This is a genomic window from Janthinobacterium fluminis (assembly GCF_028595325.1).
In the GTDB taxonomy this organism is placed as follows: Bacteria; Pseudomonadota; Gammaproteobacteria; order Burkholderiales; family Burkholderiaceae_D; genus Janthinobacterium; species Janthinobacterium fluminis.
This window is the reverse complement of the sequence record NZ_JAQQXR010000020.1, coordinates 15,681-36,313: the sequence shown is the minus strand read 5'-3', so window position 1 is coordinate 36,313 and position 20,633 is coordinate 15,681. Positions and strand designations below refer to the sequence as shown.

Genomic DNA, 20,633 nt, shown 5'->3' with positions numbered 1-20,633 from the left:
AACACGACGGGCGGCGTGACCGGCAAGATGATCTCGCCGCAGTCGATCGCCGTGGCCTGCGCGGCCGCCGGCCTGGTCGGCAAGGAGTCGGACCTGTTCCGCTTCACGCTCAAGCACAGCCTGCTGTTCGCCCTCGCCATCGGCGTCATCACGATGCTGCAGGCGTATGTCTTCACCGGCATGATTCCGCGCTGAGGCGGCGCCGCCCGAAACCGGGGGCCGCTCCGCCGCCTATGCTAAGCTGGCGCGGATAGTCCGCACCAGCATAGAAAAAGCACCCATGGCCACACGACTTCCCCCGGTTCACGCGCTGTCCGCCTTCGAGGCGGCGGCCCGCCTCAGCTCCTTCGCAATCGCCGCCGACGAATTGTGCATCACGCCGTCGGCGCTGTCGCACCGCATCCGCCTGCTGGAAGAATTCGTCGGCGAGCGTCTCTTCATCCGCGACGGCCGCGCCGTCACCTTGTCCGAATTCGGCCGCCGCTACCTCGACGTGGTGCGCTTCGCGCTGCGCGCGCTGAGCGACTTCCCGCTGCCGCACAAGAGCGTGGCGGCGCAGCCGCGCGTGAAGGTGACGGTGCCGCCCACCTTCGCCCGCTACCTGCTGATGCCGCACCTGGCCTCCTTCGCCGAGCGCCATCCCGACATCGTCGTCGAGGTCTGCCTGTCGGTGCCGCTGTACGACCTGAGCCTGTCCGAGAGCGACGTCGAGGTGCGCTTCGGCGCCGGGAAATACCCGGACATGGTGACCGAAAAGCTGCTGGAGGAGCCGGCCTTCCCCGTCGCCAGCCCCGCCTACCTGGAAAAAATCGGCGGCATCGCCAGCCTCGCCGACTTGCGGAAGGCCACCCTGCTGCGCTCGGCGCTGGAAGCGTGGCAGCCGTGGTTCGAGGCGGCCGGCCTGGACTGGCCCGAGCCGAACGACACGCTGCGCGTCGACGACCTCGGCCTGCTGCTCGAAGCCATCAAGCACGGCCACGGCGTCGGCCTGACGCGCCAGCACTTCGCCAGGCAGATGATCGAGCGCGGCGAGGTGGTGCAGCTGTTCGACATCCGCCTGACGGCGCCGGCGCACGCCTACTATGTCGTCTACGAGGAGGCGGCGCGGGCGCGCCCCGAAGTGGCGTGCTTCATCGCCTGGCTGCTGGAAACCTTCCGCGGCCTCGCCTGAGCCTGCGCGCCGCCGTCCCCGCGAGGTGAAATATATTCACTTCTGCGGTTAATTCATTTCACCGCGCCGCGCCGGCCGTTTGGCTACACTCATTGCGTCCCTTTACGCAAGCCGAGAAAGCCCTATGAACGCGCCCACCGATCCCCCCTTCAGCGCGGCGCGCCAGCGCGAAGTCCTCGCCGCGCTGCGCGCCAAGCTGCCGCCGCGCTGCATCCTGTCGGACGCGGAAGACACCCGCCCCTACGAGTGCGACGGCCTGGCCGCCTACCGCCAGTTGCCGATGCTGGTGCTGCTGCCCGAGGACGAGGCCCAGGTCGCCTTCATCCTCGTCACCTGCCGCGACCTGGGCGTGCCGATCGTGCCGCGCGGCGCCGGCACCGGCCTGTCCGGCGGCGCCATGCCGATCGCCGCCGGCGTGGTGCTGTCGACGGCGCGCCTGAACCGCATCCTCAGCGTCGACGCCCACGCGCGCACGGCCGTGGTGCAGCCGGGCGTGCGCAACCTGGCCATCTCCGAAGCCGTCGCCGCGCACGGCCTGTACTACGCCCCCGACCCCTCCTCGCAGATCGCCTGCAGCATCGGCGGCAACGTCGCCGAGAACGCCGGCGGCGTGCACTGCCTGAAGTACGGCCTGACCGTGCACAACGTGCTGCGCGTGCGCATGGTCGGCATCGACGGCGTTGCCGTCGAGCTGGGCAGCGCCGCGCTGGACGCGCCCGGCTTCGACCTGCTGGCCGTCTTCATCGGCTCCGAAGGCATGCTCGGCGTCGTCACCGAGGTGACCGTCAAGCTGGTGCCGAAGCCGCGCCTGGCGCGCGTCGTCATGGCCTCCTTCGACGACGTCGTCAAAGGCGGCGACGCCGTCGCCGGCGTGATCGCCGCCGGCATCATCCCGGCCGGCCTGGAGATGATGGACAAGACCAGCTCGCGCATGGTCGAACCCTTCGTCAAGGCCGGCTACGACACCGAGGCCGAAGCCATCCTGCTGTGCGAATCGGACGGCATTCCGGAGGAGGTCGAAGAGGAGATCGCGCGCATCAGCGAGGTGCTGCAAAACGCCGGCGCGAGCGCCATCGCCGTCTCGCGCGACGAGGCCGAGCGCCTGCGCTTCTGGTCCGGCCGCAAGAACGCCTTCCCGGCGGCCGGCCGCATCTCGCCCGACTACTACTGCATGGACGGCACCATCCCGCGCAAGCACCTGGCCAAGGTGTTGACCGGCATCGCCGCCATGACGCTCCAGTACGGCCTGCGCTGCGCCAATGTGTTCCACGCCGGCGACGGCAATCTGCACCCGCTGATCCTGTTCGACGGCAACCGCGCCGGCGAATTCGAGCGCGCCGAGCTGTTCGGCGCCGCCATCCTCGCCCTGTGCGTCGAGGTGGGCGGCACCATCACCGGCGAGCACGGCGTCGGCATCGAAAAGATCGACTCGATGTGCGCGCAGTTCTCGGCGGCCGAGATCGCCGCCTTCATCGCCGTCAAGCGCGCCTTCGACGGCGCCTTTCTGCTCAACCCGAACAAGGCCATTCCAACCCTGAACCGCTGCGCCGAATACGGCAAGATGCGCGTGCAGAACGGCCGCCTGCCCTTCGCCAACCTGCCGAGGTTTTAAGCCCATGGACACGATACTCACGCAATTTCGCGAACGCATCGCCGAGGCCGCCGCGGGCGCCGGCCCGCTGCGCCTGCGCGGCGGCGGCAGCAAGGACTGGTACGGCCAGGCGCCGCGCGGCGCGCCGCTCGACACCCGCGCCTATGCCGGCATCACCGCCTACGAGCCGAGCGAGCTGGTGATCACGGCGCGCTGCGGCACGCCGCTGGCCGAGCTCGACGCGGCGCTGGCCGCGCGCGGCCAGATGCTGGCCTGCGAGCCGCCCCACTTCGGCCCCGCCGCCACCGTCGGCGGCATGCTCGCCTGCGGCCTGTCCGGGCCGCGCCGCCAGGCCGTCGGCGCGGTGCGCGACTTCGTCCTCGGCGCCGTGCTGATGGACGGGCGCGGCCAGACGCTGCGCTTCGGCGGCCAGGTGATGAAGAACGTCGCCGGCTACGACGTCGCGCGCCTGCTGGCCGGCTCGCTGGGCACGCTCGGCCTGATCCTCGAAGCGTCGCTGAAGGTGCTGCCCAAGCCCTACCGCGAAGCCACCGTGGCGCTCGACATGGAGCAGGCCGAGGCGCTGCGCCGGCTCAACGACTGGGGCGGCCAGCCGCTGCCGATTTCCGCCAGCGTCTGGAGCGGCGGCAGGCTGCACCTGCGCCTGTCCGGCGCCCGCGCCGCCGTGCAGGCGGCGCGCCTGGCCCTGGGCGGCGACGCCGCGGCCGAGGCCGACGCCGACGCGCTGTGGCTGGCGCTGCGCGAACAGCGCCACGCCTTCTTCGAGCGGGACGGCGGCGCCGCGCTGTGGCGCCTCGGCCTGCCGTCGGCGGCGCCGCCGCTGACGCTGGCCGGCGCCCAGCTGATCGAATGGGGCGGCGCGCAGCGCTGGCTGAAAAGCGCCGCCGACGCCGCCGCCGTGCGCGCCGCGGCGGCGGCGCTGGGCGGCCACGCCACGCTGTTCCGCGGCGGCGACAAGGACGTCGGCGTGTTCCAGCCGCTGGCGCCGGCCGTCGCCGCCATCCACCGCAACCTCAAACAGGCATTCGACCCGGCCGGCATCTTCAATCCGGGCCGCATGTACACCGGGCTCTGAACATGCAAACGACACTCGCAGACTTCATCAAGAACACGCCGGAGGGCGAGGAAGCCCAGGCCATCCTGGGCAAATGCGTGCATTGCGGCTTTTGCACGGCCACCTGCCCGACCTACCAGTTGCTCGGCGACGAGCTGGACGGCCCGCGCGGCCGCATCTACCTGATCAAGCAGGTGCTGGAGGGCCAGGCCGTGACGGCCAGGACGCAGTTGCACCTGGACCGCTGCCTGAGCTGCCGCAACTGCGAAAGCACCTGCCCGTCCGGCGTCCAGTACGGCCGCCTGGCCGACATCGGCCGCAAGCTGGTCGAGGAGCGCGTGCGCCGGCCGCTGGGCCAGCGCCTGGCCCGCGCGGCGCTGAAGCAGCTGCTGCCGCGCGCCTGGCTGTTCGGCCCGGCGCTGAAGGCGGGCCAGGCGCTGCGCCCGCTGCTGCCGGCGGCCGTGCGCGACAAGGTGCCGCCGCGCCAGCAGGCCGGCGCCTGGCCGCGCCGCCAGCACGCCCGCAAGATGCTGCTGCTCGACGGCTGCGTGCAGCCGGCGATGGCGCCCAACATCAACGCCGCCGCCGCGCGCGTGCTCGACGCCCTCGGCGTGCAACTGGTGGTCGCGCCGAAGGCCGGCTGCTGCGGCGCCATCCGCCACCACCTGAGCGACCATGACGGCGGGCTGGACGACATGCGCCGCAACATCGACGCCTGGTGGCCCCACGTGCAGGCGGGCGCCGAGGCCATCGTCATGACGGCCTCGGGCTGCGGCGCCACCGTCAAGGACTACGGCCACCTGCTGCGCCACGACGCCGGCTACGCCGACAAGGCGGCGCGGGTGTCGGCGCTGACGCGCGACCTGAGCGAAATCCTGTCCGCCTTCGAGGCCGAGCTGGCCGCAAAGCTGCGCCGCAGGGGCGGCCCGCGCGTCGCCTACCACCCGCCCTGCACCCTGCAGCACGGCCAGCAAATCCGCGGCAAGGTCGAGGGCCTGCTGCGCGCCGCCGGCATCGACGTGCAACTGTGCGCCGACAGCCACCTGTGCTGCGGCTCGGCCGGCACCTACTCGGTGCTGCAGCCGGCGCTGTCGCGCCGGCTGCGCGACGACAAGCTGGCCAAGCTGGCGGCCACCGGCGCCGAGCTGATCGTGTCGGCCAATATCGGCTGTCAGGCCCACCTGCAGGCGGGCACTGAGGCCCCCGTGCAACACTGGATAGAACTGATTGACCGCGCCATGTAAATGACGCAAGCTAATTCCACAGGGCATGATTTTATGCACCCGCATATGCGCACGCATATGCGGACGCCCCGGCTCTTCCCTCGAACAGCACAGGAGACACCATGAAGACATTCTTGAACACAGTTATTTTCGCCGCGCTGGCCCTCGGCATCGGCCACGCCGCGCAAGCCGAGGAGCGCGGCAGCGCCGCCGAGGCGACGGCGCTGGTCAAGAAGGCCGTGGCCTACGTCAAGGCCAACGGCAGGGACAAGGCTTTCGCCGAGTTCAACAATCCGAAAGGCCAGTTCGTCGACCGCAACCTGTACATCTTCGTCTACAACCTGAAGGGCACCAACCTGGCCATCGGCAACGGCAGCAGCGCGAAAATGGTCGGCAAGGACTTGAGCGACATGCGCGACGCCGAAGGCACCTACCTGATCAAGGGCATGATCGCCATCGCCAACAGCAAGGGCAGCGGCTGGTTCGACTACAAATGGCCGAATCCCGTGAGCAAGGCCATCGAGCAAAAATCCAGCTATATCGAAAAGCTCGACGACATTCTGATCGGTTGCGGCATCTACAAGACGCAGTAGCGCCGCCGCGGCGGCCATGGTGGAATGACATATCCAAGCGAGAAACCAACAATATTGATAAAATGAAATTATCAGTATGGTTGTTTCCAAATAAAAATATTTTCATCGTCCCCAAAGAAAGCGCAATCCATGGTCACCCTCGTACTGCTGCCGGGCATGGACGGCACCGGCCGCCTGTTCGATGACTTCAGGGCCACGCTGTGGCCCGGCGCGGCGGCCATGGTGATACGCTATCCGCCCGCGCAAGCGCTCGACTACGCGGCGCTGGAAACCCTGGTACTCAGCCAGTTGCCCAAGGATGCGCCGTATGTCCTCCTCGGCGAATCGTTCTCCGGCCCCATCGCCGTGGCCATCGCGGCGCGCGGCGCGCCGAACTGCGTGGGCCTGATCCTATGTTGTAGCTTTGTGCGCAATCCGCGCCCGGCGCTGGCCTGGCTGCGGCCGCTGCTGGCGCGCGCGCCGCTGCATCTGGCGCCGCTCGGCCTGCTGTCGCGGCTGCTGCTGGGGCCGCGCTCCAGCGCCGCCCAGCACGCCGCCGTGGCCGGCGCCGTGGCGGAAGTGGCGCCGCATGTCATGCGCGCGCGGATGTTGTCCGTGCTGTCGCTGGACGCCACCGAGCCGCTGGGCCGCGTGGCGCTGCCGCTGCTGTATCTGCGCGCCGGCCGCGACCGCGTCGTGCCGCGCAGCGCCGCGGCGCTGGTCGCCCGGCTCAACGGCCGCACGCAGATCGTCGAGATCGACGGCCCGCACTGCCTGCTGCAAACGTTTCCGGCGACGGCGGTCAGCGCCATCTATCCCTTCATCCGCCAGATCGAGGCGGCGCTGGAGACGGCGGGGCCGGCTTAGCTGTCGGCGGCGTCGAGGTAGAAAATGGCGTAAGCCTTCGCCGGCGTCTTTTCGCCGGCCTTCTCCACTTGCAGCGCGTGGCAATCCTGCGCGACCAGGCTGCGCCAGTTACCCACGCCGGCGTTGGCAAACGCGGCCTGGACCTTGGAGGCCAGGCTCAGGTCCAGCGCCAGCCGGGCATTGCGCGCCCCCGTCTTCGCGTAATTGACGCCGTTCAGTTGCATGCCGAACGCCGCCAGCCAGGGTTCCCACAAGCCTTTTTCCGTGCCGGCCACGATGCGCTCCAACATGTCCGCCAGGGACAGGCCCTTCTTGACGATGCCCAGCAGCGGCTGCAGCGACGGCGCGTAGCGCGGGTCCGTGCTGTGCTTGCCGGCGCCACTCTCGGCGATAGCCCGCAACTCCTTGGAGAAGGCGGCATCGCGCTCGGTGTAATCGCGCATGCGCGCGTAAAATTCGCCGTCCAGGAAGGGATTGGCGGCCGGCCCCGCGCTCGCCTCGGCGCGTTTCTTGGCGGGCGGCTGTTTTGTGTTCGTCATGGGGTATCTGGATCGAGTGTAAGGGGCGTAGTGTATCACTGCCCCGCCAGCTCGGCCCGGCGCGCCCGGCTCAGCGAGGCCATGGCCCGCTGGTGCGACCAGGCGAGCAGCTCTTCCAGGTAAGCCTCGGGCATGGCCTCGACGCGGACGATGGTGACCCAGTGGAAGCGCCCCATATACCGGGCCGGTTTGATGCCGGGCATGTCCGTCAGCTCGACAAAGCGCTCGGGGCTGACGCGCACGCTGAAACGCCACGCCTCCGGCTCGCTGGTCTTGAAATAGGCAAATTGCTTGCCGCCCACCGCATACACGAGGATGTTCGACGGCGGCCCGTGCAGGTGGCGGACGGCGCCCGGCAGGCGCCCGCACAGGTCTTGCAGTTGTTTGCTGTCCATTCTCGGCGGCCTCTCGCAGCGGCGGGCAAGCTTGCCGCATAGTTAACATACTATAATCATACACGTGCAAGCATGCCACGCGGGCATGAAGATTGATTGACGGAATTAATCGTCGAGACGATAATGAGAACCATTCTCAGATAGCTGACCAAGCCGTCCTGGCCAGCCCGCAACAACTTGCACGATGTTTTACGGAGCTTGCCTTGCACGCCGTCCTACCCGCCGATTCCGTTGCCGAGCTGTACCAGAGCCACCACAGCTGGCTCTATGGCTGGCTGCGCAAAAAGCTCGGCTGCGCCCACCACGCGGCCGACCTGGCCCAGGACACCTTCCTGCGCGTGCTGCGGGCGCCGCCACCGCAGGCCCTGCGCGAGCCGCGCGCCTTCCTCACCACCGTCGCGCACGGCTTGCTGACCAACCACCTGCGCCGCCAGGCGCTGGAGCGCGCCTACCTCGACGCCCTGGCCTGGCTGCCGCAGCCGTACAGCCCCAGCCCGGAGAGCCGCGCGCTGCTCATTGAAACCCTGCTGGAAATCGACGCCCTGCTCGACGGCCTGCCGCCCAAGGCGCGCCAGGCCTTCCTGCTGTCGCAACTGGAAGGGCTGCGCTACGCCGACATCGCCGAGCGCCTGAACGTCTCCCTCAGCATGGTCAAGAAATACATGCTGCAGGCGGTCAGCCACTGCATGCGCATCGGCGCGTCCTGACGGCATGACACCCAGCCCCCCGCCCCGGACATTGCCCGCCCCCGCGCCGGCCGAGCGCCAACCCTTGCAAGAGGCGGCCGAATGGTTCGTCCTGCTGGCCTCCGGCGAGGCCAGCGCCGACGAGCGGCGCCGCTGGCGCGACTGGCGCAACGCCCACCCGTCCCACGAACAGGCATGGCAGCGGGCCGAGTCCAGCGTCGCCCGCTTCGCCGCCATCGCGCCGGAGCAAGCTTCGGCATCGGCCCACGCCCTCGCACAGACGCGGGGGCCGGCCTCGGCCGGCCGCCGCAAGGGCCTCGCCCAGCTCGGCGTGCTGCTGGCCGCCGGCCTGGCCGGCTGGCAGGGCTATCGCGCCAGCGACCGCTCGGCCGACCTGCTCACCGCCGTCGGCGAACAGCGCGACAGCGTGCTGCCCGACGGCAGCCGCGTCGTGCTCGACACGGACACCGCGCTCGACATCGATTTTTCGGCGACGACGCGGCTGCTGCGGCTGCGCCACGGGCAAATCATGGTCAGCACCGCGCCCGACGCGGCGCAGCGCCCCTTCATCGTCGAAACGGCCGACGGCCACGTGCGCGCGCTCGGCACCCGCTTCACCGTCCGCCAGGAACCGGCCAGCACCCGCGTCGCCGTGCTCGAAGCGCGCGTCGCCCTGCACGGCAGCGACGCGGCCGGCGACGCCCCCATCCTCGGCGCCGGGCAAGGCGGGCGCTTCGACCGCCGCGGCCTCATCGACAAGCGCAACGCCCCCGCCAGCGACGCCGCCTGGACCCGCGGCATGCTGATCGCCGACGACCTGCGCCTGGCCGATCTCGTCGCCGAACTGGCGCGCTACCGCAGCGCGCCGCTCGACTGCGCCCACGCGGCGGCCGACCTGCGCATCTCCGGCACCTTCCCGCTGCGCGACGCCGAACGCGCGCTGGCCGCCGTCGGCGACACCCTGCCGATCCAGGTGGAGCGGCGCCCCGGCGGCGCGGACAAGGCCAGTCTCCACGTTCGCCTGAAATAAATCGCGCGGCGCGCTGTACTTTTTTCCATCTCGCTTGGCAAGGTAGATAAGCACACCATCTTTCCAACCATCGACAGGAATTTTCGCGCATGACACGCACAGCATCCGGCCGGCGCCAGGCCCGCCCCACCCCGACCAACACGCGCCTGCGCCCCCTCGCCATGGCCATCTACCTGGCCGCCAGCGGCCTGGCCGTGGCCGGCGCCACACTGGCACCCCTCGCGCCCGCCCACGCGCAAGCCGGCAAGAGCTACAACATTCCGGCCGGCCCGCTGGGTCCGGCCCTGACCAGCTTCGCCAGCGACACCGGCATCGTGCTGAGCTTCGACCCGGCCGCCGTCGCCGGCAAGAGCACCGCTGGCTTGCACGGCAACTATGGCGTCGAGGACGGCCTGAACGCCCTGCTGCGCGGCAGCGCCTACCGGATCGGCAAGACGGCGGCCGGCTACACGCTGGTGGCGGCGCCGCAGCAGCAGCAAGCGCGCGCGACCAGCCTGCCGGCCGTGACGGTGGTGGCGGCGGCCGACGCCGGCGCCCTGCCGGACGCCTACGCGGGCGGCCAGATCGCCCGCGGCGGCCGCCTCGGCCTGCTGGGCAACGTCGACGTCATGGACACGCCCTTCCACGTCACCAGCTTCACCGCCCAAAACATCGCCGACCGGCAGGCCGGCAGCGTCGGCGAACTGCTCGACAAAGACCCGTCGGTGCGCAGCACGGCGCCGACCGGCGACGTCGCCGACGCCTTCTTCATCCGCGGCTTCGCCATGGGCGACAACAACATCGGCGAAATCGCCTTCGACGGCATGTACGGCGTCGCCCCCAACTACCGGCTGATGACCGACTACGCCGAACGCGTCGAAGTGCTGAAGGGGCCGGCGGCGGCGCTCTACGGCATGTCGCCCAACAGCGGCGTCGGCGGCGGCATCAACGTCGTGCCGAAACGCGCCGGCGCCGACCTGACCCGCGTGCGCGCCGACTACACCGGCAGTTCCCAGCTGGGCGGCGGCGTCGACGTCGCGCGCCGCTTCGGCGCGGCGCGCGAATTCGGCGTGCGCTTCAACGGCAGCCACCAGCGCGGCGACACGCGCATCGACCACCAATCGCGCAAGGCCACGCTGGGCGCCCTCGCCCTCGACTACCAGGGCGAACGCCTGCGCGCCACGCTCGACCTGATCGAGCAGCGCGAAGACGTCGACGCGCCGTCGCGCCGCCCCTTCCTGGGCGCGGCGCTGCCGGTGCCGGCGGCGCCGGACAACCGCAACAACAACTCGCAGCGCTGGGAATGGTATGACAGCAAGGAGCGCTCGGCCCTGCTGCGCGCCGAGTACGAGGTGCACAAGCAGCTGTCGCTGTTCGCCAGCCACGGCAAGGCCAGCTCCGATGTCGACCGCCTGTTCAACACGCCGACGATCAGCAACGTCGCCGGCGACACCCGCACCGTGCCGACGCGCGCCATCTTCGACGTGCACCGCAACGCCAGCGAGGCCGGCGCGCGCGCCAGCTTCACCACGGGCGCCGTCGGCCACCAACTCACGCTGCAATGGAGCCAGTACGAAGACCAGTTCAACATGGGCAGCAGGGCCGGCACGGCCTACCTGTCAAATATCCACCAGCCGCTGGAACGGCCGGCGCAAAACGTCGCGGCGCCCGCCAGCGTGACGAAACGCTCGGCCACCCGGCTCAGCGGCGTGGCCCTGTCGGACACGCTGAAGATGTTCGACGAGCGCCTGCAAGTGATGCTGGGCCTGCGCAAGCAGCGCGTCCGCGCCGACAATGTCGGCGCATCCGCCTACGACGACAGTGCCGTCACGCCGATGCTGGGCGTCGTTTTCAAGCCGCTGGCCAAGGTGTCCGTCTACGGCAACTACATCGAAGGCTTGAGCAAGGGCGACACCGCGCCCGCCTCGGCCCGCAACCACGACGAAGTGTTCGCGCCGTACAAGGCCAAGCAAAAGGAAATCGGCGTCAAGGTCGACCACGGCCGCCTGATGACGACGCTGAGCGCCTTCCAGATCACGCGCCCGAGCGGTTTGACGAAAGCGGACAATTATTTCGCCGTCGAAGGCGAGCAGCGCAACCGCGGCGTCGAGCTGAGCGTCTACGGCGAAGCGGCCAGCGGCCTGCGCGTGTACGGCGGCGCCACTTGGATAGACGCCAAGCTGGCCAACACCGGCAACCCGGCCACGACGGGCAAAACCGGGGTCGGCGTGCCGGCGCTGCAATTGGCGCTGAACGGCGAATGGGACGTGGCGGCGCTGGCCGGCCTGACGCTGACGGGCGGCATCTTCCACAGCGCGGAACAGTACGCCAACCAGCTCAATACCCAGCGCCTGCCGGCCTGGAGCACGCTGGACTTGGGCGCGCGCTACCCGGCCGCCATCGGCGGCAAGACGGTGACGCTGCGCGCCACGCTGCGCAACGTCAGCGACAAGAGCTACTGGTCCGGCGCGTCGACCTGGGGCACGCTGATGGCGGGGGCGCCGCGCAGCCTGCGCATTTCCGCCACGGCCGACTTCTAACCCCCGCCCCCGCCCGCTTGTCGGGCGCCTCGTCAAAGACTCGCGTGCCTCAATGAAGCAGCATGAAGGCGGGGCGTTGGCAGCGGACAAGGACCGGGATGGCGGCGGAAAAACATCATAGGACTGCAGAGACTGGCGCGGCGCGGCCGCCCAGGCTCTCGTTTGACAAAGGCGGTGCGAACGCCGATGATAAGAAAATGGAAAAGCGTCTGGACATTCTTGAAGCCTTTGCATCCGACGCGAAAGAGCGCCAGGTTCGGATGGAGGTGCGTCTGGACAAGATCGAAGTGCGCCTGGATGGAATTGATAAGCGCCTGGATAAAATCGATACTCGCCAGGATAGACTCGAAGCCCTCCTTCGCACAGTCGATACCGGCCTTATTCGTCTAGATACGCGCGTTGATGCAATTGAGCATATCCTTACCACAGTCATGGCCACCAAGACTGACATCGCCAATGCGAAACTCACCATCATGCTGACCTGTATCGCGACCATGACCGCGCTTACCGGGATAATATTCGTGGCAATGCGGTACGTACACTAGTGCCCTGAGTTGCAGATTCGTTGAATGATTCTGACAAGAATCGGCCCCATGCTACGGCACAGACCTTGCTGATTCCAGCGCAGCCAGCGCGGGGGCGATCAGCGCCAGCAGGCGCGCCGCGCCGACGCCGTCGCGCGCCTGCACGGAAAGGCCGTGCAGCAGCGTCGCGTAGCAATCGCCCAGGGCGACGACATCCACCTCCGGCCGCAACTCCCCTCCCTGCTGGGCAATCCGCAAGCGCTCGATAATCGACTGCGTGCGGGCGCGGCGGTGCTCGCTCAGCCAGGTAATCACGCCGTCGTTGCCGGCGGTGCAATTGGTCGCGGCGGACACCACCATGCAACCCTGCGGACGTCCGCTGCGCGTATACAGCAACACCGCTTCGCGCAGCATCCGCTCGATTGCCGCGCGCGCCGTCGGCTCCTCCGCCAGGGCATGGGCGGCAAAAGCCCCCTCGCCCGTCTCGTACAGCTCGACCGCCTCGCGGAACAACGCCTCTTTCGATCCAAAGGCCGCATAGATGCGGGCCGACGCGACGCCCAGCGCGGCGACCAGGTCGGACATGGAGATGCCCTCGTAACCGCGCGCCCAAAACGCATCCCTCGCCCTTTCCAGAGCAAGATCGCGATCAAATTCCCTCGGCCTACCAGCCATAACTTCCCTCGGCAAATACACAACGGTCGCCAGTATAGCGCCTCCCGCGCCTGAAAAACGCGCCCGCCACCCCAACCCGCGCTTTTCCATCCGAGTATTTTTTCTCCAATGCACTTGACCTGAAACGCGATATCGCCTATTCTTTGTCGATCAACAAACAATAGGAGTGAAAAATGAAAACAATCAAAGGCCCTAGCCTCCATCTGGCGCAATTCAGCGGCGACGCGCCGCCCTTCAACGACCTGCCATCGATCGCCGCGTGGGCGGCCGCGACCGGCTTCAAAGCCTTGCAACTGCCGGCATGGGACAAGCGCCTGTTCGACGTCGAAACCGCCGCGACCAGCCAGGGCTACTGCGACGACGTGACCGGCGTACTCGCCGAACACGGCCTGGTCATCAGCGAACTGACGACGCACATCTTCGGCCAACTGGTCGCCGTGCATCCCGCCTACGACGCCATGTGCGACAGTTTTGCGCCGGCAGAACTGCACGGCAAACCGCAGGCGCGGACGGAATGGGCCATCGAACGCCTGCTGATGTCGGCGCAGGCATCGAAGCGCCTGGGACTGACGGAAATGGGCACGTTCTCGGGCTCGTTCGCCTGGCCCTACCTGTTCCCCTTCCCGCAGCGGCCGGACGGCCTGATCGAGACAGCCTTCGACGAACTGGCCAAACGCTGGCTGCCGGTGCTGAACGCCTGCGACGAGCAAGGCGTCAACCTGTGCTACGAAATCCACCCCAGCGAAGACCTGCACGACGGCGCCAGTTTCGAGATGTTCTACGAGCGGGTCGGCCAGCACCGACGCTGCAACATCCTTTTCGACCCCAGCCATTTCGTGCTGCAGCAACTGAACTACCTCGACTACATCGACATCTACAAGGATCACATCCGGATGTTCCATGTGAAAGACGCGGAATTCAATCCGAGTGGGCGCCAGGGCATCTATGGCGGCTACCAGTCCTGGGAAAATCGCGCCGGCCGCTTCCGCTCGCTGGGCGACGGCCAGGTGGACTTCAAAGCGATTTTCTCCAAGCTGGCCCAGTACGACTACGAGGGCTGGGCAACGCTCGAATGGGAATGCTGCCTGAAGAACCAGGAAGACGGCGCCAAGGAGGGCGTGGACTTCATCAACGCACACATCATCAAGGTCACGGACAAGATTTTCGACGATTTCGCCGGCGCTCCCGTCAGCAAAGCGCAAATGCGCACGCTACTGGGCATCAACTGACATTTAAACTGAACAGGAACACAATATGCACGCCACCACCAAGCAACAAACACCCGGCAACGCCGACTTCATCCACGACTATGTGCGGGTCGACGGCCAGCGCATCCATTGCGTCAGCGCCGGCACGGGCACGCCCGTCCTGCTGATCCCCGGCTGGCCGCAAACCTGGTACGCATGGCGCCACACCATGGCCGCGCTGGCCGCCAACGGCTTCCAGGCGATCGCCGTGGACCCGCCGGGCAGCGGACACTCCGACCGTCCGGTGGCCGGCTACGACACGGGCACCGTCGCCAACACCTTGCACCGGGTAATGGAACAGCTCGGCCACGCGCAGTATGACGTCGTCGGCCACGACATCGGCATGTGGGTCGGCTACGCGCTGGCGTCCGACCATCCGGATGCGGTGACGAAGCTGGCGTTGACGGAAGCGGTCATACCGGGGCTGGCGCCGGCGCCGCCGATTTTTGTCGCCCCGGCGGACAACATCTTCCTGTGGCACTTCATGTTCAACCAGGTCAACGACCTGCCGGAGATGCTCACGGCCGGCAAGGAAAGGGAATACATCAACTTCATCTTCGACAAGTGGTCGTATCGGCGCGACCGGGTCGCCGTCGACGTCTACGCCGACGCCTACGCCACGCCCGGCGCGCTGCGGGCCGGCTTCGCCTACTACCGGGCGATACCGGAAACGATACGCCAGAACACGCTGCGCGCCAAGACCCGCCTGAGCATGCCTGTGCTGGCGCTCGGCGCCGAGCACGCGACGCAGGACGCGCCACTCGTCACGATGAAGGACAACGCCAGCGACCTGCAAGGCGCCATCATTGCCGACTCCGGCCACTTTGTCATGGAAGAAAACCACGACGCCTTCATCGGCCATCTGCTGCCCTTCCTGAAACAGGGCCGCTAAGCTTCCCAACATGAACACGGGCATGCCGAGCCGTTCGGCATGCCCACGCGAACACACTTCAACAGAGAACAATATGCACCAAACGCATTCCAACTTCACCGCGGAGAACAACCATGAGTCTTGATCCGCGCATCGCCACCTTCCTCGCCGAGCCGTCCGGCCTGCCCGCCCCGGCAACGCTGGACGCCATCCGCGCAGCCACCGAAACCGGCCTGCGCACACTCCACGGCCCGCTGGAAGACGTGGCCTGGATACACAACTACACGGTTCCCGGCCACGCCCGGCAGCCGATACGCGTGCGCGCCTACGCGCCGGCCGGCGCCGACGCCGCCGTCGCACAGCCGGCCCTCGTCTTCGCCCACGGCGGCGGCTGGTGCCTGTGTTCGCTGGACCTGTACGACAACCCCTGCCGCGCCCTGGCCAACGCCACCGGCCGCGTCGTGCTCTCGGTCGACTACCGGCTGGCGCCCGAACACCCGTTCCCGGTGCCGCTGGAGGATTTCTACGCCGCGCTATGCTGGATCGGCGAACAGGCCGACGCCCTGGGACTGGACCGCGGCCGCATCGCCGTGGGCGGCGACAGCGCCGGCGGCAACCTGGCCGCTGCGGCAGCGCTGCTGGCGCGCGACCGCGCCGGGCCGGCCATCGAGCGGCAACTGCTACTCTATCCCGCCCTGGACTGCGATTTCTCGACGGCGTCCTACGGCGAATTCGCCGAAGGCTACTGGCTCACCAGGGAAACCATGCAATTTTGCTGGAGCACCTACCTGCCCAACGCCGAAGATGCCGTGTCGGCCTACGCGTCGCCGCTGCGCGCGGCGTCGCTGGCCGGCCTGCCGCCGGCGACCGTGCTGGTGAGCGAATACGATCCGCTGCACGACGAAGGCATGGCCTACGCCCAACGTCTGCGCGAAGCCGGCGTCGAGGCGCACTGCGAGCGCCTGGACGGCATAGTGCACGCCTGCATCCACATGCTGGGGCTGACGCCGCATGCGCGCCAGCTCTTCGATCTGGCTGGCCAAGCATTGCAAACCCCTCAGGTATTCTGAGGCCGCCGGCGCCCGGCGGCGCAATCTGACGCCGATGTGGCGAAAAAATGTAAAAAAACGATAGGCCAAGGTCAAAATCAAGGATAATTACGTCCCATGAACGACGCTACTACACTCCCCCCATTGCCCGACCGCTTATCAATTGATACACGCAGTCCCCACCACATCGCCGCCGTGTTCGAACACGAGATCGGCATCAAGTTCAACGGCAAAGAACGTTTGGATGTCGAAGAGTACTGCATCAGCGAAGGCTGGATTACCGTACCCGCCGGCAAACAGCTGGACCGTAAAGGCCGGCCGATGCTGATCAAGTTAAAAGGCAAAATCGAAGCGTTTTATCGATAATTCCCCGCTGCCGGGGCCGCATTGAACCCGACTCCGGCTGCTTCATCCCCCTCGCAATCGCTCGCCCGCAAACGCGGCGCGGGCACTGGCGGCGCCGCATCCGGCGGCCGCCGCCTTCCCCCTGCTCCCTCCCTTAAAACAGCGTCTGCTGACGGCTCGTCAACGCCGTAAAATCATCGCGCAGGAAAGGCAGGATGGCGTCCGCCACCGGCTGCAGTTGGCGCGTCAGATAATGGTCGTAATCGATGGGCGAGCGCTGGGTTTCCAGCGGCTCCGGGCCGGCCACCGTCATCACATACCTGATCCAGCCGCCGCTTTGATACTGCTGGGGGCGCCCCTGCCGCCGGTTGTACTCGTCGGCGATGCGCGCGGCGCGCACATGCGGCGGCACATTGCGCTGATACTCGTCCAGCGGCCGAAGCAGCCGCTTGCGGTACACCAGCAGCGCATCGAACTCGCCGCTGGCGGTGCGATTGACGTAGTCGCGCACATAATCCTGGTAGGCTTCGCCCTTGAAGATGCGCTCATATAAAGCCTGCTGGAACTGCTGCGCCAGCGGCGTCCAGTCGCTGCGCACCGTTTCCAGCCCCTTGTAGACCATTTCCTCGCCGCCGTCCGGCTTGCCGACCAGACCCGCGTAACGCTTCTTGCTGCCCAATTCGGAACCGCGGATGGTCGGCATCAAAAAACGCCGGTAATGCGTTTCGAACTCCAGCTCCAGCGCGTTGTCGAGGCCGAACTCCAGCCGCAGATGGCTATCCCACCACAGGTTGACATGGCGCACCAGCGCGCGCCCGATCTCGGCCGCCTGCGCGTCCGTGTGCGCGTGCTTGAGCCAGACAAAGGTGGAATCCGTGTCGCCGTAAATCACCTGATATCCCTGCTGCTCGATCAATTCGCGCGTGCGGTGCATGATCTCGTGGCCGCGCAGGGTGATCGAGGACGCCAGGCGCGGGTCGAAGAAGCGGCAGCCGCTCGAACCCAGCACCCCGTAGAACGCGTTCATGATGATCTTCAATGCCTGCGACAGCGGCTTATTGTGCTCGCGTTTGGCCGCCTCGCGCCCCTGCCAGATTTGCGCGACGATGGCCGGCAGGCAGTGCTTCTCGCGCGAAAAGCGGGCGCCGCGAAACCCCGGCACCGTCGCCTCGCCCACCTCTTCGCGACAGCCTTCGACCAGCCCCACCGGGTCAATCAGGAAAGTGCGGATGATGGACGGATACAGGCTTTTATAGTCGAGCACCAGCACGGAATCGTACAGGCCCGATTGCGAATCCATCACAAAACCGCCGGGACTGTTGTCGCCGACGACATCGCCGAGGTTGGGCGCCACATAACCCTGGCGGTGCATCATCGGCATATACAGATGCTCGAAAGCGGCCACCGAGCCGCCGCTGCGGTCGGCGGCCAGCCCCGTGACGCTGGCCCGCTCCAGCAAGAAGGTCAGCAGCTCGGTCTTGGCGAAGATGCGCGTCACCAGCTCGCAGTCTTTCAGGTTATAGCGCGCCAGGGCCGGCTTGTCCTCGGCGAAGCGGCGGTCGATTTCCGCCATCCGCTGGTAGGGGTTGTCGATCGACTTGCCTTCGCCGAGCAGGGTTTGCGACACGGATTCCAGGCTGAACGAGGGAAAACTCCAGGTTGCCGACCTGAGCGCCTCGATGCCGTCGATGATCAGGCGGCCGGCCGCCGCCGCAAAGTAGTGCTGCTGGGTGCCGCCGTGCTCGCGCCACTCCATCGCGCTGCCGTCGCGCCCCAAGCGCAGCGGCACATGGCAGCGCTGCGCATGCTGCTGCAGCACGCGCAAATCGAACTGCACCAGATTCCAGCCGATGATGGCGTCGGGATCGTGCCGCTCCAGCCAGGTGTTCAAGCGTTCCAGCATCTGCCGGTGGCTATCGCAATACTCCAGGTCGAAATCGAGCTCCTCGTCGCCGCCGTTCGGCGGCCCCAGCATATACACCTGGCGCTGGCCGCAGCCCTCCAGCGCGATCGAATACAGCTCGCCATGGGACGTGGTTTCAATATCCAGCGACGCCAGTCGCAGCTTGGGGCGGTAGCCGGGCGCAGGCTTCAAATGGCCGTCGCGCAGCGGGCCGCCGCCGTCCGGCCCGGGCTGACCGCCGAAGCATGCCGGCGCCGTGATGAAGCGCTCCATCAGGTAGCGTTCCGGCGGACGCACATCGGCCTCGTACACGTCGACGCCGTTTTCCCGCAGGCGTTTTTCCAGTTTCAGCAACTGGCGGTACTGCCGGCAGTACAGGCCCAGCACGGGGCGATGGTGGAAATCGTTGAGGGCAAGCGGACGCAGCTCGGCGCCGCGTTCGCCGCGCAATACCGCTTCCGCCTGCTCGCGCTGTTCGGCCGGAATGAAGGCCACCGACGGCTGCGCCGGCAGGCGGACGTGGCGCGGGCCGTCGTCGGTGGCCAGCCAAAAGTCGACCTCCGTGCCGTCGGCCGTATCGCGCCAGTGTCGGGTCAAGAGAAAACCCTGCTGTAGTTGAACCAAGCTGCACCTTCAAGCACCCATCGGGCCACTGTTTATCGCGTCATTGTATGCTGCGGATCTGACAAACTTTAAGGTATATTAACTTCCACTCCAAATAAATGTCGCGACCAACAGCTAACCATCGCAAAAAATATTTTAGGAGTAAAAATTTGTTGTGATGGTTGGAAATAGGATCAAATCAATGATCACATGAAACAATTTCATACCGAACACCATTAGAAATATTTCTGCAAAAAACCACAATGAAAAGTGGCAGTCCATTGCACACTAAAAATTTTTGTTTTTTAGGTTTTTTTCGTTCTGGCTTTTGTGACTCTATAAAAGTTTACTAAATAAATGCCAAATCACAGTCATCTTTAGCAGACTGTTAAAAATTCCCGATCCCTATCAACAGGGGTTCTGGAGGCACACCTTGAGTACCGAACGCAACCGTTCCATTTAATGCCATACGCAAAACCGACCACAACCAGCACACCATGTTCAGCTACCGATTATTGGAAGAACGCATCCCGCCAGCACATCCGCTGCGCAAGCTGCGCGCCCTCCAGGGCTGCTCGGCAGCATGGCCGGTGACACTCAACCCGGAACGCGACTGCATGGTGCGGTTGGCCGCGAACGGAACGAATAGGCCACAAAAATTGGCATGAGACAGACAACAACTGCCATGACATTCACCGATATGGCCTATGAGTCATCCTTTACCGCTAGCCTGAATGCCAATACATTGCTTTGCAACTTTACCTTCTCAGGAATTGGCAAGCGCATCTTCGAAGGTCGCCGCACGTAGCTTTTTTTCTTTTACATCCTTAGCTATTCGCTCACAGAGGGCGCGGAAAACTTCCGTTTTTACAGAAAACAATGGATCTTTATCGTCGCCAACTTTGTGAATTACGACTGTCAACATTCCGCCAGACTGCTCAAGGTAATTTAATTGTTTATTCAGACTATCTTCAGTGTCGTTTCCACCTAAGCTTGCGGTTGCTCCATCTCTTACATTTAATCTATCTGGAATAGGATACGATTGCAAAGTTCCGACATTTTTATTTGCACGGACATTTCTGTAGATGCCTTGCGATAGAGTTCGTAGCTGACTATTCCAGTCGCGAGATGCCGGGGCAAGAGATTGAATACTAAAACCGAGATTCATCATCCCATTCTTAACCTGATGTAGCTTTGCAATTGCAGCATCTTCTCCTTGTGAACTCAAAAGTTTTACCATATTGACGCTGCTGTATCCTTGGATGCTCCATCCGGCAGATTGCAAAACTTTAAGTTGGTCGACCGTCGCATAATCCGCAAGTTTTCTATCATCGATATAATTTGGATCATTGAAGTAAGTACCAACCAACCCGTACTCTTTCATTATCGGAAATGCAGTCGTATATGTCGTTGAATAGACATCGAAAGTAATTGCAATTGTTGGCAGCCGCGGAGATTCCGATGATTTGCATGAACTCAGCAGAAACAGTAGAAGAACTGAAAATTTTTTACCCAAGATACTTTTCTATTCTGATTTTTTTAACAAGTTACAGCTCCGCCTATCGGCTGTTTTTTGACCCAATGCCATCTCGAGTGGAAGTTGAATTCGGCTACGATGTCGGCTAGCGCTGTGGACGCCTGAATTCGTCGTACCCGTGATTGTCCTGTGCCTCGATGCAATGCGGCCCGGGTCTGACGGACGGTACATGCCTTCACGCCGCGCCGGCATCGCAAACTCGATTTATCCC

At 65.7% G+C, this 20,633-nt stretch carries 21 protein-coding genes; 16 read left to right on the top strand and 5 right to left on the bottom strand.

Annotated features, from left to right (window positions below):
- The 7 genes from OIK44_RS25100 to OIK44_RS25070 all read left to right on the top strand — a co-directional run.
- On the top strand, positions 1-195 hold a 195-nt coding region (locus OIK44_RS25100; RefSeq protein WP_273674920.1), incomplete at its 5' end, for an L-lactate permease.
- 85 nt (positions 196-280) lie between these two features.
- Positions 281-1,171 carry a LysR substrate-binding domain-containing protein gene (locus OIK44_RS25095; RefSeq protein WP_273674918.1) on the top strand — a complete coding sequence of 297 codons (891 nt, stop codon included), beginning with the start codon at positions 281-283 and terminating at the stop codon, positions 1,169-1,171.
- Positions 1,172-1,295: 124 nt separating this feature from the next.
- Entirely contained in the window at positions 1,296-2,783 is a 1,488-nt protein-coding gene (locus OIK44_RS25090; protein ID WP_273674916.1) for an FAD-linked oxidase C-terminal domain-containing protein, read from the top strand.
- A 4-nt stretch (positions 2,784-2,787) separates the two neighbouring features.
- Positions 2,788-3,858 (top strand): glycolate oxidase subunit GlcE, encoded by a 1,071-nt coding sequence (gene glcE / locus OIK44_RS25085; RefSeq protein ID WP_273674914.1) that lies wholly within the window; start codon positions 2,788-2,790, stop codon positions 3,856-3,858.
- 2 nt (positions 3,859-3,860) lie between these two features.
- A complete protein-coding gene (glcF, locus tag OIK44_RS25080) occupies positions 3,861-5,081 on the top strand; it encodes a glycolate oxidase subunit GlcF (protein ID WP_273674912.1) in 1,221 nt (406 codons plus the stop codon).
- 101 nt (positions 5,082-5,182) lie between these two features.
- Positions 5,183-5,653 carry a cache domain-containing protein gene (locus OIK44_RS25075; protein WP_273674910.1) on the top strand — a complete coding sequence of 157 codons (471 nt, stop codon included), beginning with the start codon at positions 5,183-5,185 and terminating at the stop codon, positions 5,651-5,653.
- Between the two features lie 129 nt (positions 5,654-5,782).
- The gene (locus tag OIK44_RS25070) at positions 5,783-6,499 is read left to right on the top strand and encodes an alpha/beta fold hydrolase (protein ID WP_273674908.1); all 717 of its coding nucleotides are present in this window, start codon (positions 5,783-5,785) and stop codon (positions 6,497-6,499) included.
- Here OIK44_RS25070 and OIK44_RS25065 read toward each other — a convergent pair.
- Positions 6,496-7,038 (bottom strand): hypothetical protein, encoded by a 543-nt coding sequence (locus OIK44_RS25065; protein WP_273674906.1) that lies wholly within the window; start codon positions 7,036-7,038, stop codon positions 6,496-6,498. The two genes, OIK44_RS25070 and OIK44_RS25065, sit on opposite strands and share 4 nt — an antisense overlap.
- A gap of 35 nt (positions 7,039-7,073) precedes the next feature.
- Positions 7,074-7,433: an MmcQ/YjbR family DNA-binding protein gene (locus OIK44_RS25060; RefSeq protein WP_273674904.1), complete on the bottom strand. Its 360-nt coding sequence runs from the start codon at positions 7,431-7,433 to the stop codon at positions 7,074-7,076.
- A gap of 203 nt (positions 7,434-7,636) precedes the next feature.
- Here OIK44_RS25060 and OIK44_RS25055 point away from each other — a divergent pair, with 203 nt between their 5' ends.
- The 4 genes from OIK44_RS25055 (at position 7,637) to OIK44_RS25040 (ending at position 12,213) form a co-directional block, all read left to right on the top strand.
- Positions 7,637-8,140: a sigma-70 family RNA polymerase sigma factor gene (locus tag OIK44_RS25055; protein ID WP_273674903.1), complete on the top strand. Its 504-nt coding sequence runs from the start codon at positions 7,637-7,639 to the stop codon at positions 8,138-8,140.
- A gap of 4 nt (positions 8,141-8,144) precedes the next feature.
- Entirely contained in the window at positions 8,145-9,149 is a 1,005-nt protein-coding gene (locus OIK44_RS25050) for a FecR domain-containing protein (RefSeq protein ID WP_273674902.1), read from the top strand.
- 89 nt (positions 9,150-9,238) lie between these two features.
- A complete protein-coding gene (locus tag OIK44_RS25045) occupies positions 9,239-11,668 on the top strand; it encodes a TonB-dependent receptor (RefSeq protein WP_273674900.1) in 2,430 nt (809 codons plus the stop codon).
- 98 nt (positions 11,669-11,766) lie between these two features.
- The gene (locus tag OIK44_RS25040) at positions 11,767-12,213 is read left to right on the top strand and encodes a hypothetical protein (RefSeq protein ID WP_273674898.1); all 447 of its coding nucleotides are present in this window, start codon (positions 11,767-11,769) and stop codon (positions 12,211-12,213) included.
- 51 nt (positions 12,214-12,264) lie between these two features.
- Here OIK44_RS25040 and OIK44_RS25035 read toward each other — a convergent pair whose 3' ends face one another.
- Complete coding sequence (locus tag OIK44_RS25035) at positions 12,265-12,867, bottom strand: TetR/AcrR family transcriptional regulator (protein WP_273674896.1); 603 nt, start codon at positions 12,865-12,867, stop codon at positions 12,265-12,267.
- A 173-nt stretch (positions 12,868-13,040) separates the two neighbouring features.
- Here OIK44_RS25035 and OIK44_RS25030 point away from each other — a divergent pair, with 173 nt between their 5' ends.
- From OIK44_RS25030 to OIK44_RS25015, 4 genes are all read left to right on the top strand, one after another.
- Positions 13,041-14,096: a sugar phosphate isomerase/epimerase family protein gene (locus OIK44_RS25030; RefSeq protein WP_273674893.1), complete on the top strand. Its 1,056-nt coding sequence runs from the start codon at positions 13,041-13,043 to the stop codon at positions 14,094-14,096.
- A gap of 25 nt (positions 14,097-14,121) precedes the next feature.
- Positions 14,122-15,006, top strand: a complete 885-nt coding sequence (locus OIK44_RS25025) for an alpha/beta fold hydrolase (RefSeq protein WP_273674891.1) — start codon at positions 14,122-14,124, stop codon at positions 15,004-15,006.
- Between the two features lie 113 nt (positions 15,007-15,119).
- The gene (locus tag OIK44_RS25020) at positions 15,120-16,055 is read left to right on the top strand and encodes an alpha/beta hydrolase (protein WP_273674890.1); all 936 of its coding nucleotides are present in this window, start codon (positions 15,120-15,122) and stop codon (positions 16,053-16,055) included.
- A gap of 96 nt (positions 16,056-16,151) precedes the next feature.
- Positions 16,152-16,400: a DUF3297 family protein gene (locus OIK44_RS25015; protein ID WP_273674888.1), complete on the top strand. Its 249-nt coding sequence runs from the start codon at positions 16,152-16,154 to the stop codon at positions 16,398-16,400.
- Between the two features lie 133 nt (positions 16,401-16,533).
- Here OIK44_RS25015 and OIK44_RS25010 read toward each other — a convergent pair whose 3' ends face one another.
- On the bottom strand, positions 16,534-18,906 hold the full coding sequence (locus OIK44_RS25010; protein WP_273674887.1) for a DNA polymerase II: 2,373 nt from the start codon (positions 18,904-18,906) through the stop codon (positions 16,534-16,536).
- Positions 18,907-19,382: 476 nt separating this feature from the next.
- Between OIK44_RS25010 and OIK44_RS25005 the strand changes: the two genes are divergently transcribed.
- Positions 19,383-19,553, top strand: a complete 171-nt coding sequence (locus OIK44_RS25005) for a hypothetical protein (RefSeq protein ID WP_273674885.1) — start codon at positions 19,383-19,385, stop codon at positions 19,551-19,553.
- Positions 19,554-19,651: 98 nt separating this feature from the next.
- On the opposite strand, the gene OIK44_RS25000 is transcribed toward OIK44_RS25005, so the two are convergent.
- Entirely contained in the window at positions 19,652-20,401 is a 750-nt protein-coding gene (locus OIK44_RS25000; protein WP_273674883.1) for a polysaccharide deacetylase family protein, read from the bottom strand.
- Positions 20,402-20,633 lie beyond the last annotated feature (232 nt).

Coding starts and splice junctions, on each gene's coding strand:
- OIK44_RS25095 (WP_273674918.1), top strand. CDS start 281: ATGGCCACACGACTTCCCCCGGTTCACGCGCTGTCCGCCTTCGAGGCG.
- OIK44_RS25090 (WP_273674916.1), top strand. CDS start 1,296: ATGAACGCGCCCACCGATCCCCCCTTCAGCGCGGCGCGCCAGCGCGAA.
- glcE (WP_273674914.1), top strand. CDS start 2,788: ATGGACACGATACTCACGCAATTTCGCGAACGCATCGCCGAGGCCGCC.
- glcF (WP_273674912.1), top strand. CDS start 3,861: ATGCAAACGACACTCGCAGACTTCATCAAGAACACGCCGGAGGGCGAG.
- OIK44_RS25075 (WP_273674910.1), top strand. CDS start 5,183: ATGAAGACATTCTTGAACACAGTTATTTTCGCCGCGCTGGCCCTCGGC.
- OIK44_RS25070 (WP_273674908.1), top strand. CDS start 5,783: ATGGTCACCCTCGTACTGCTGCCGGGCATGGACGGCACCGGCCGCCTG.
- OIK44_RS25065 (WP_273674906.1), bottom strand. CDS start 7,038: ATGACGAACACAAAACAGCCGCCCGCCAAGAAACGCGCCGAGGCGAGC.
- OIK44_RS25060 (WP_273674904.1), bottom strand. CDS start 7,433: ATGGACAGCAAACAACTGCAAGACCTGTGCGGGCGCCTGCCGGGCGCC.
- OIK44_RS25050 (WP_273674902.1), top strand. CDS start 8,145: ATGACACCCAGCCCCCCGCCCCGGACATTGCCCGCCCCCGCGCCGGCC.
- OIK44_RS25045 (WP_273674900.1), top strand. CDS start 9,239: ATGACACGCACAGCATCCGGCCGGCGCCAGGCCCGCCCCACCCCGACC.
- OIK44_RS25040 (WP_273674898.1), top strand. CDS start 11,767: ATGGCGGCGGAAAAACATCATAGGACTGCAGAGACTGGCGCGGCGCGG.
- OIK44_RS25035 (WP_273674896.1), bottom strand. CDS start 12,867: ATGGCTGGTAGGCCGAGGGAATTTGATCGCGATCTTGCTCTGGAAAGG.
- OIK44_RS25030 (WP_273674893.1), top strand. CDS start 13,041: ATGAAAACAATCAAAGGCCCTAGCCTCCATCTGGCGCAATTCAGCGGC.
- OIK44_RS25025 (WP_273674891.1), top strand. CDS start 14,122: ATGCACGCCACCACCAAGCAACAAACACCCGGCAACGCCGACTTCATC.
- OIK44_RS25020 (WP_273674890.1), top strand. CDS start 15,120: ATGAGTCTTGATCCGCGCATCGCCACCTTCCTCGCCGAGCCGTCCGGC.
- OIK44_RS25015 (WP_273674888.1), top strand. CDS start 16,152: ATGAACGACGCTACTACACTCCCCCCATTGCCCGACCGCTTATCAATT.
- OIK44_RS25005 (WP_273674885.1), top strand. CDS start 19,383: ATGTTCAGCTACCGATTATTGGAAGAACGCATCCCGCCAGCACATCCG.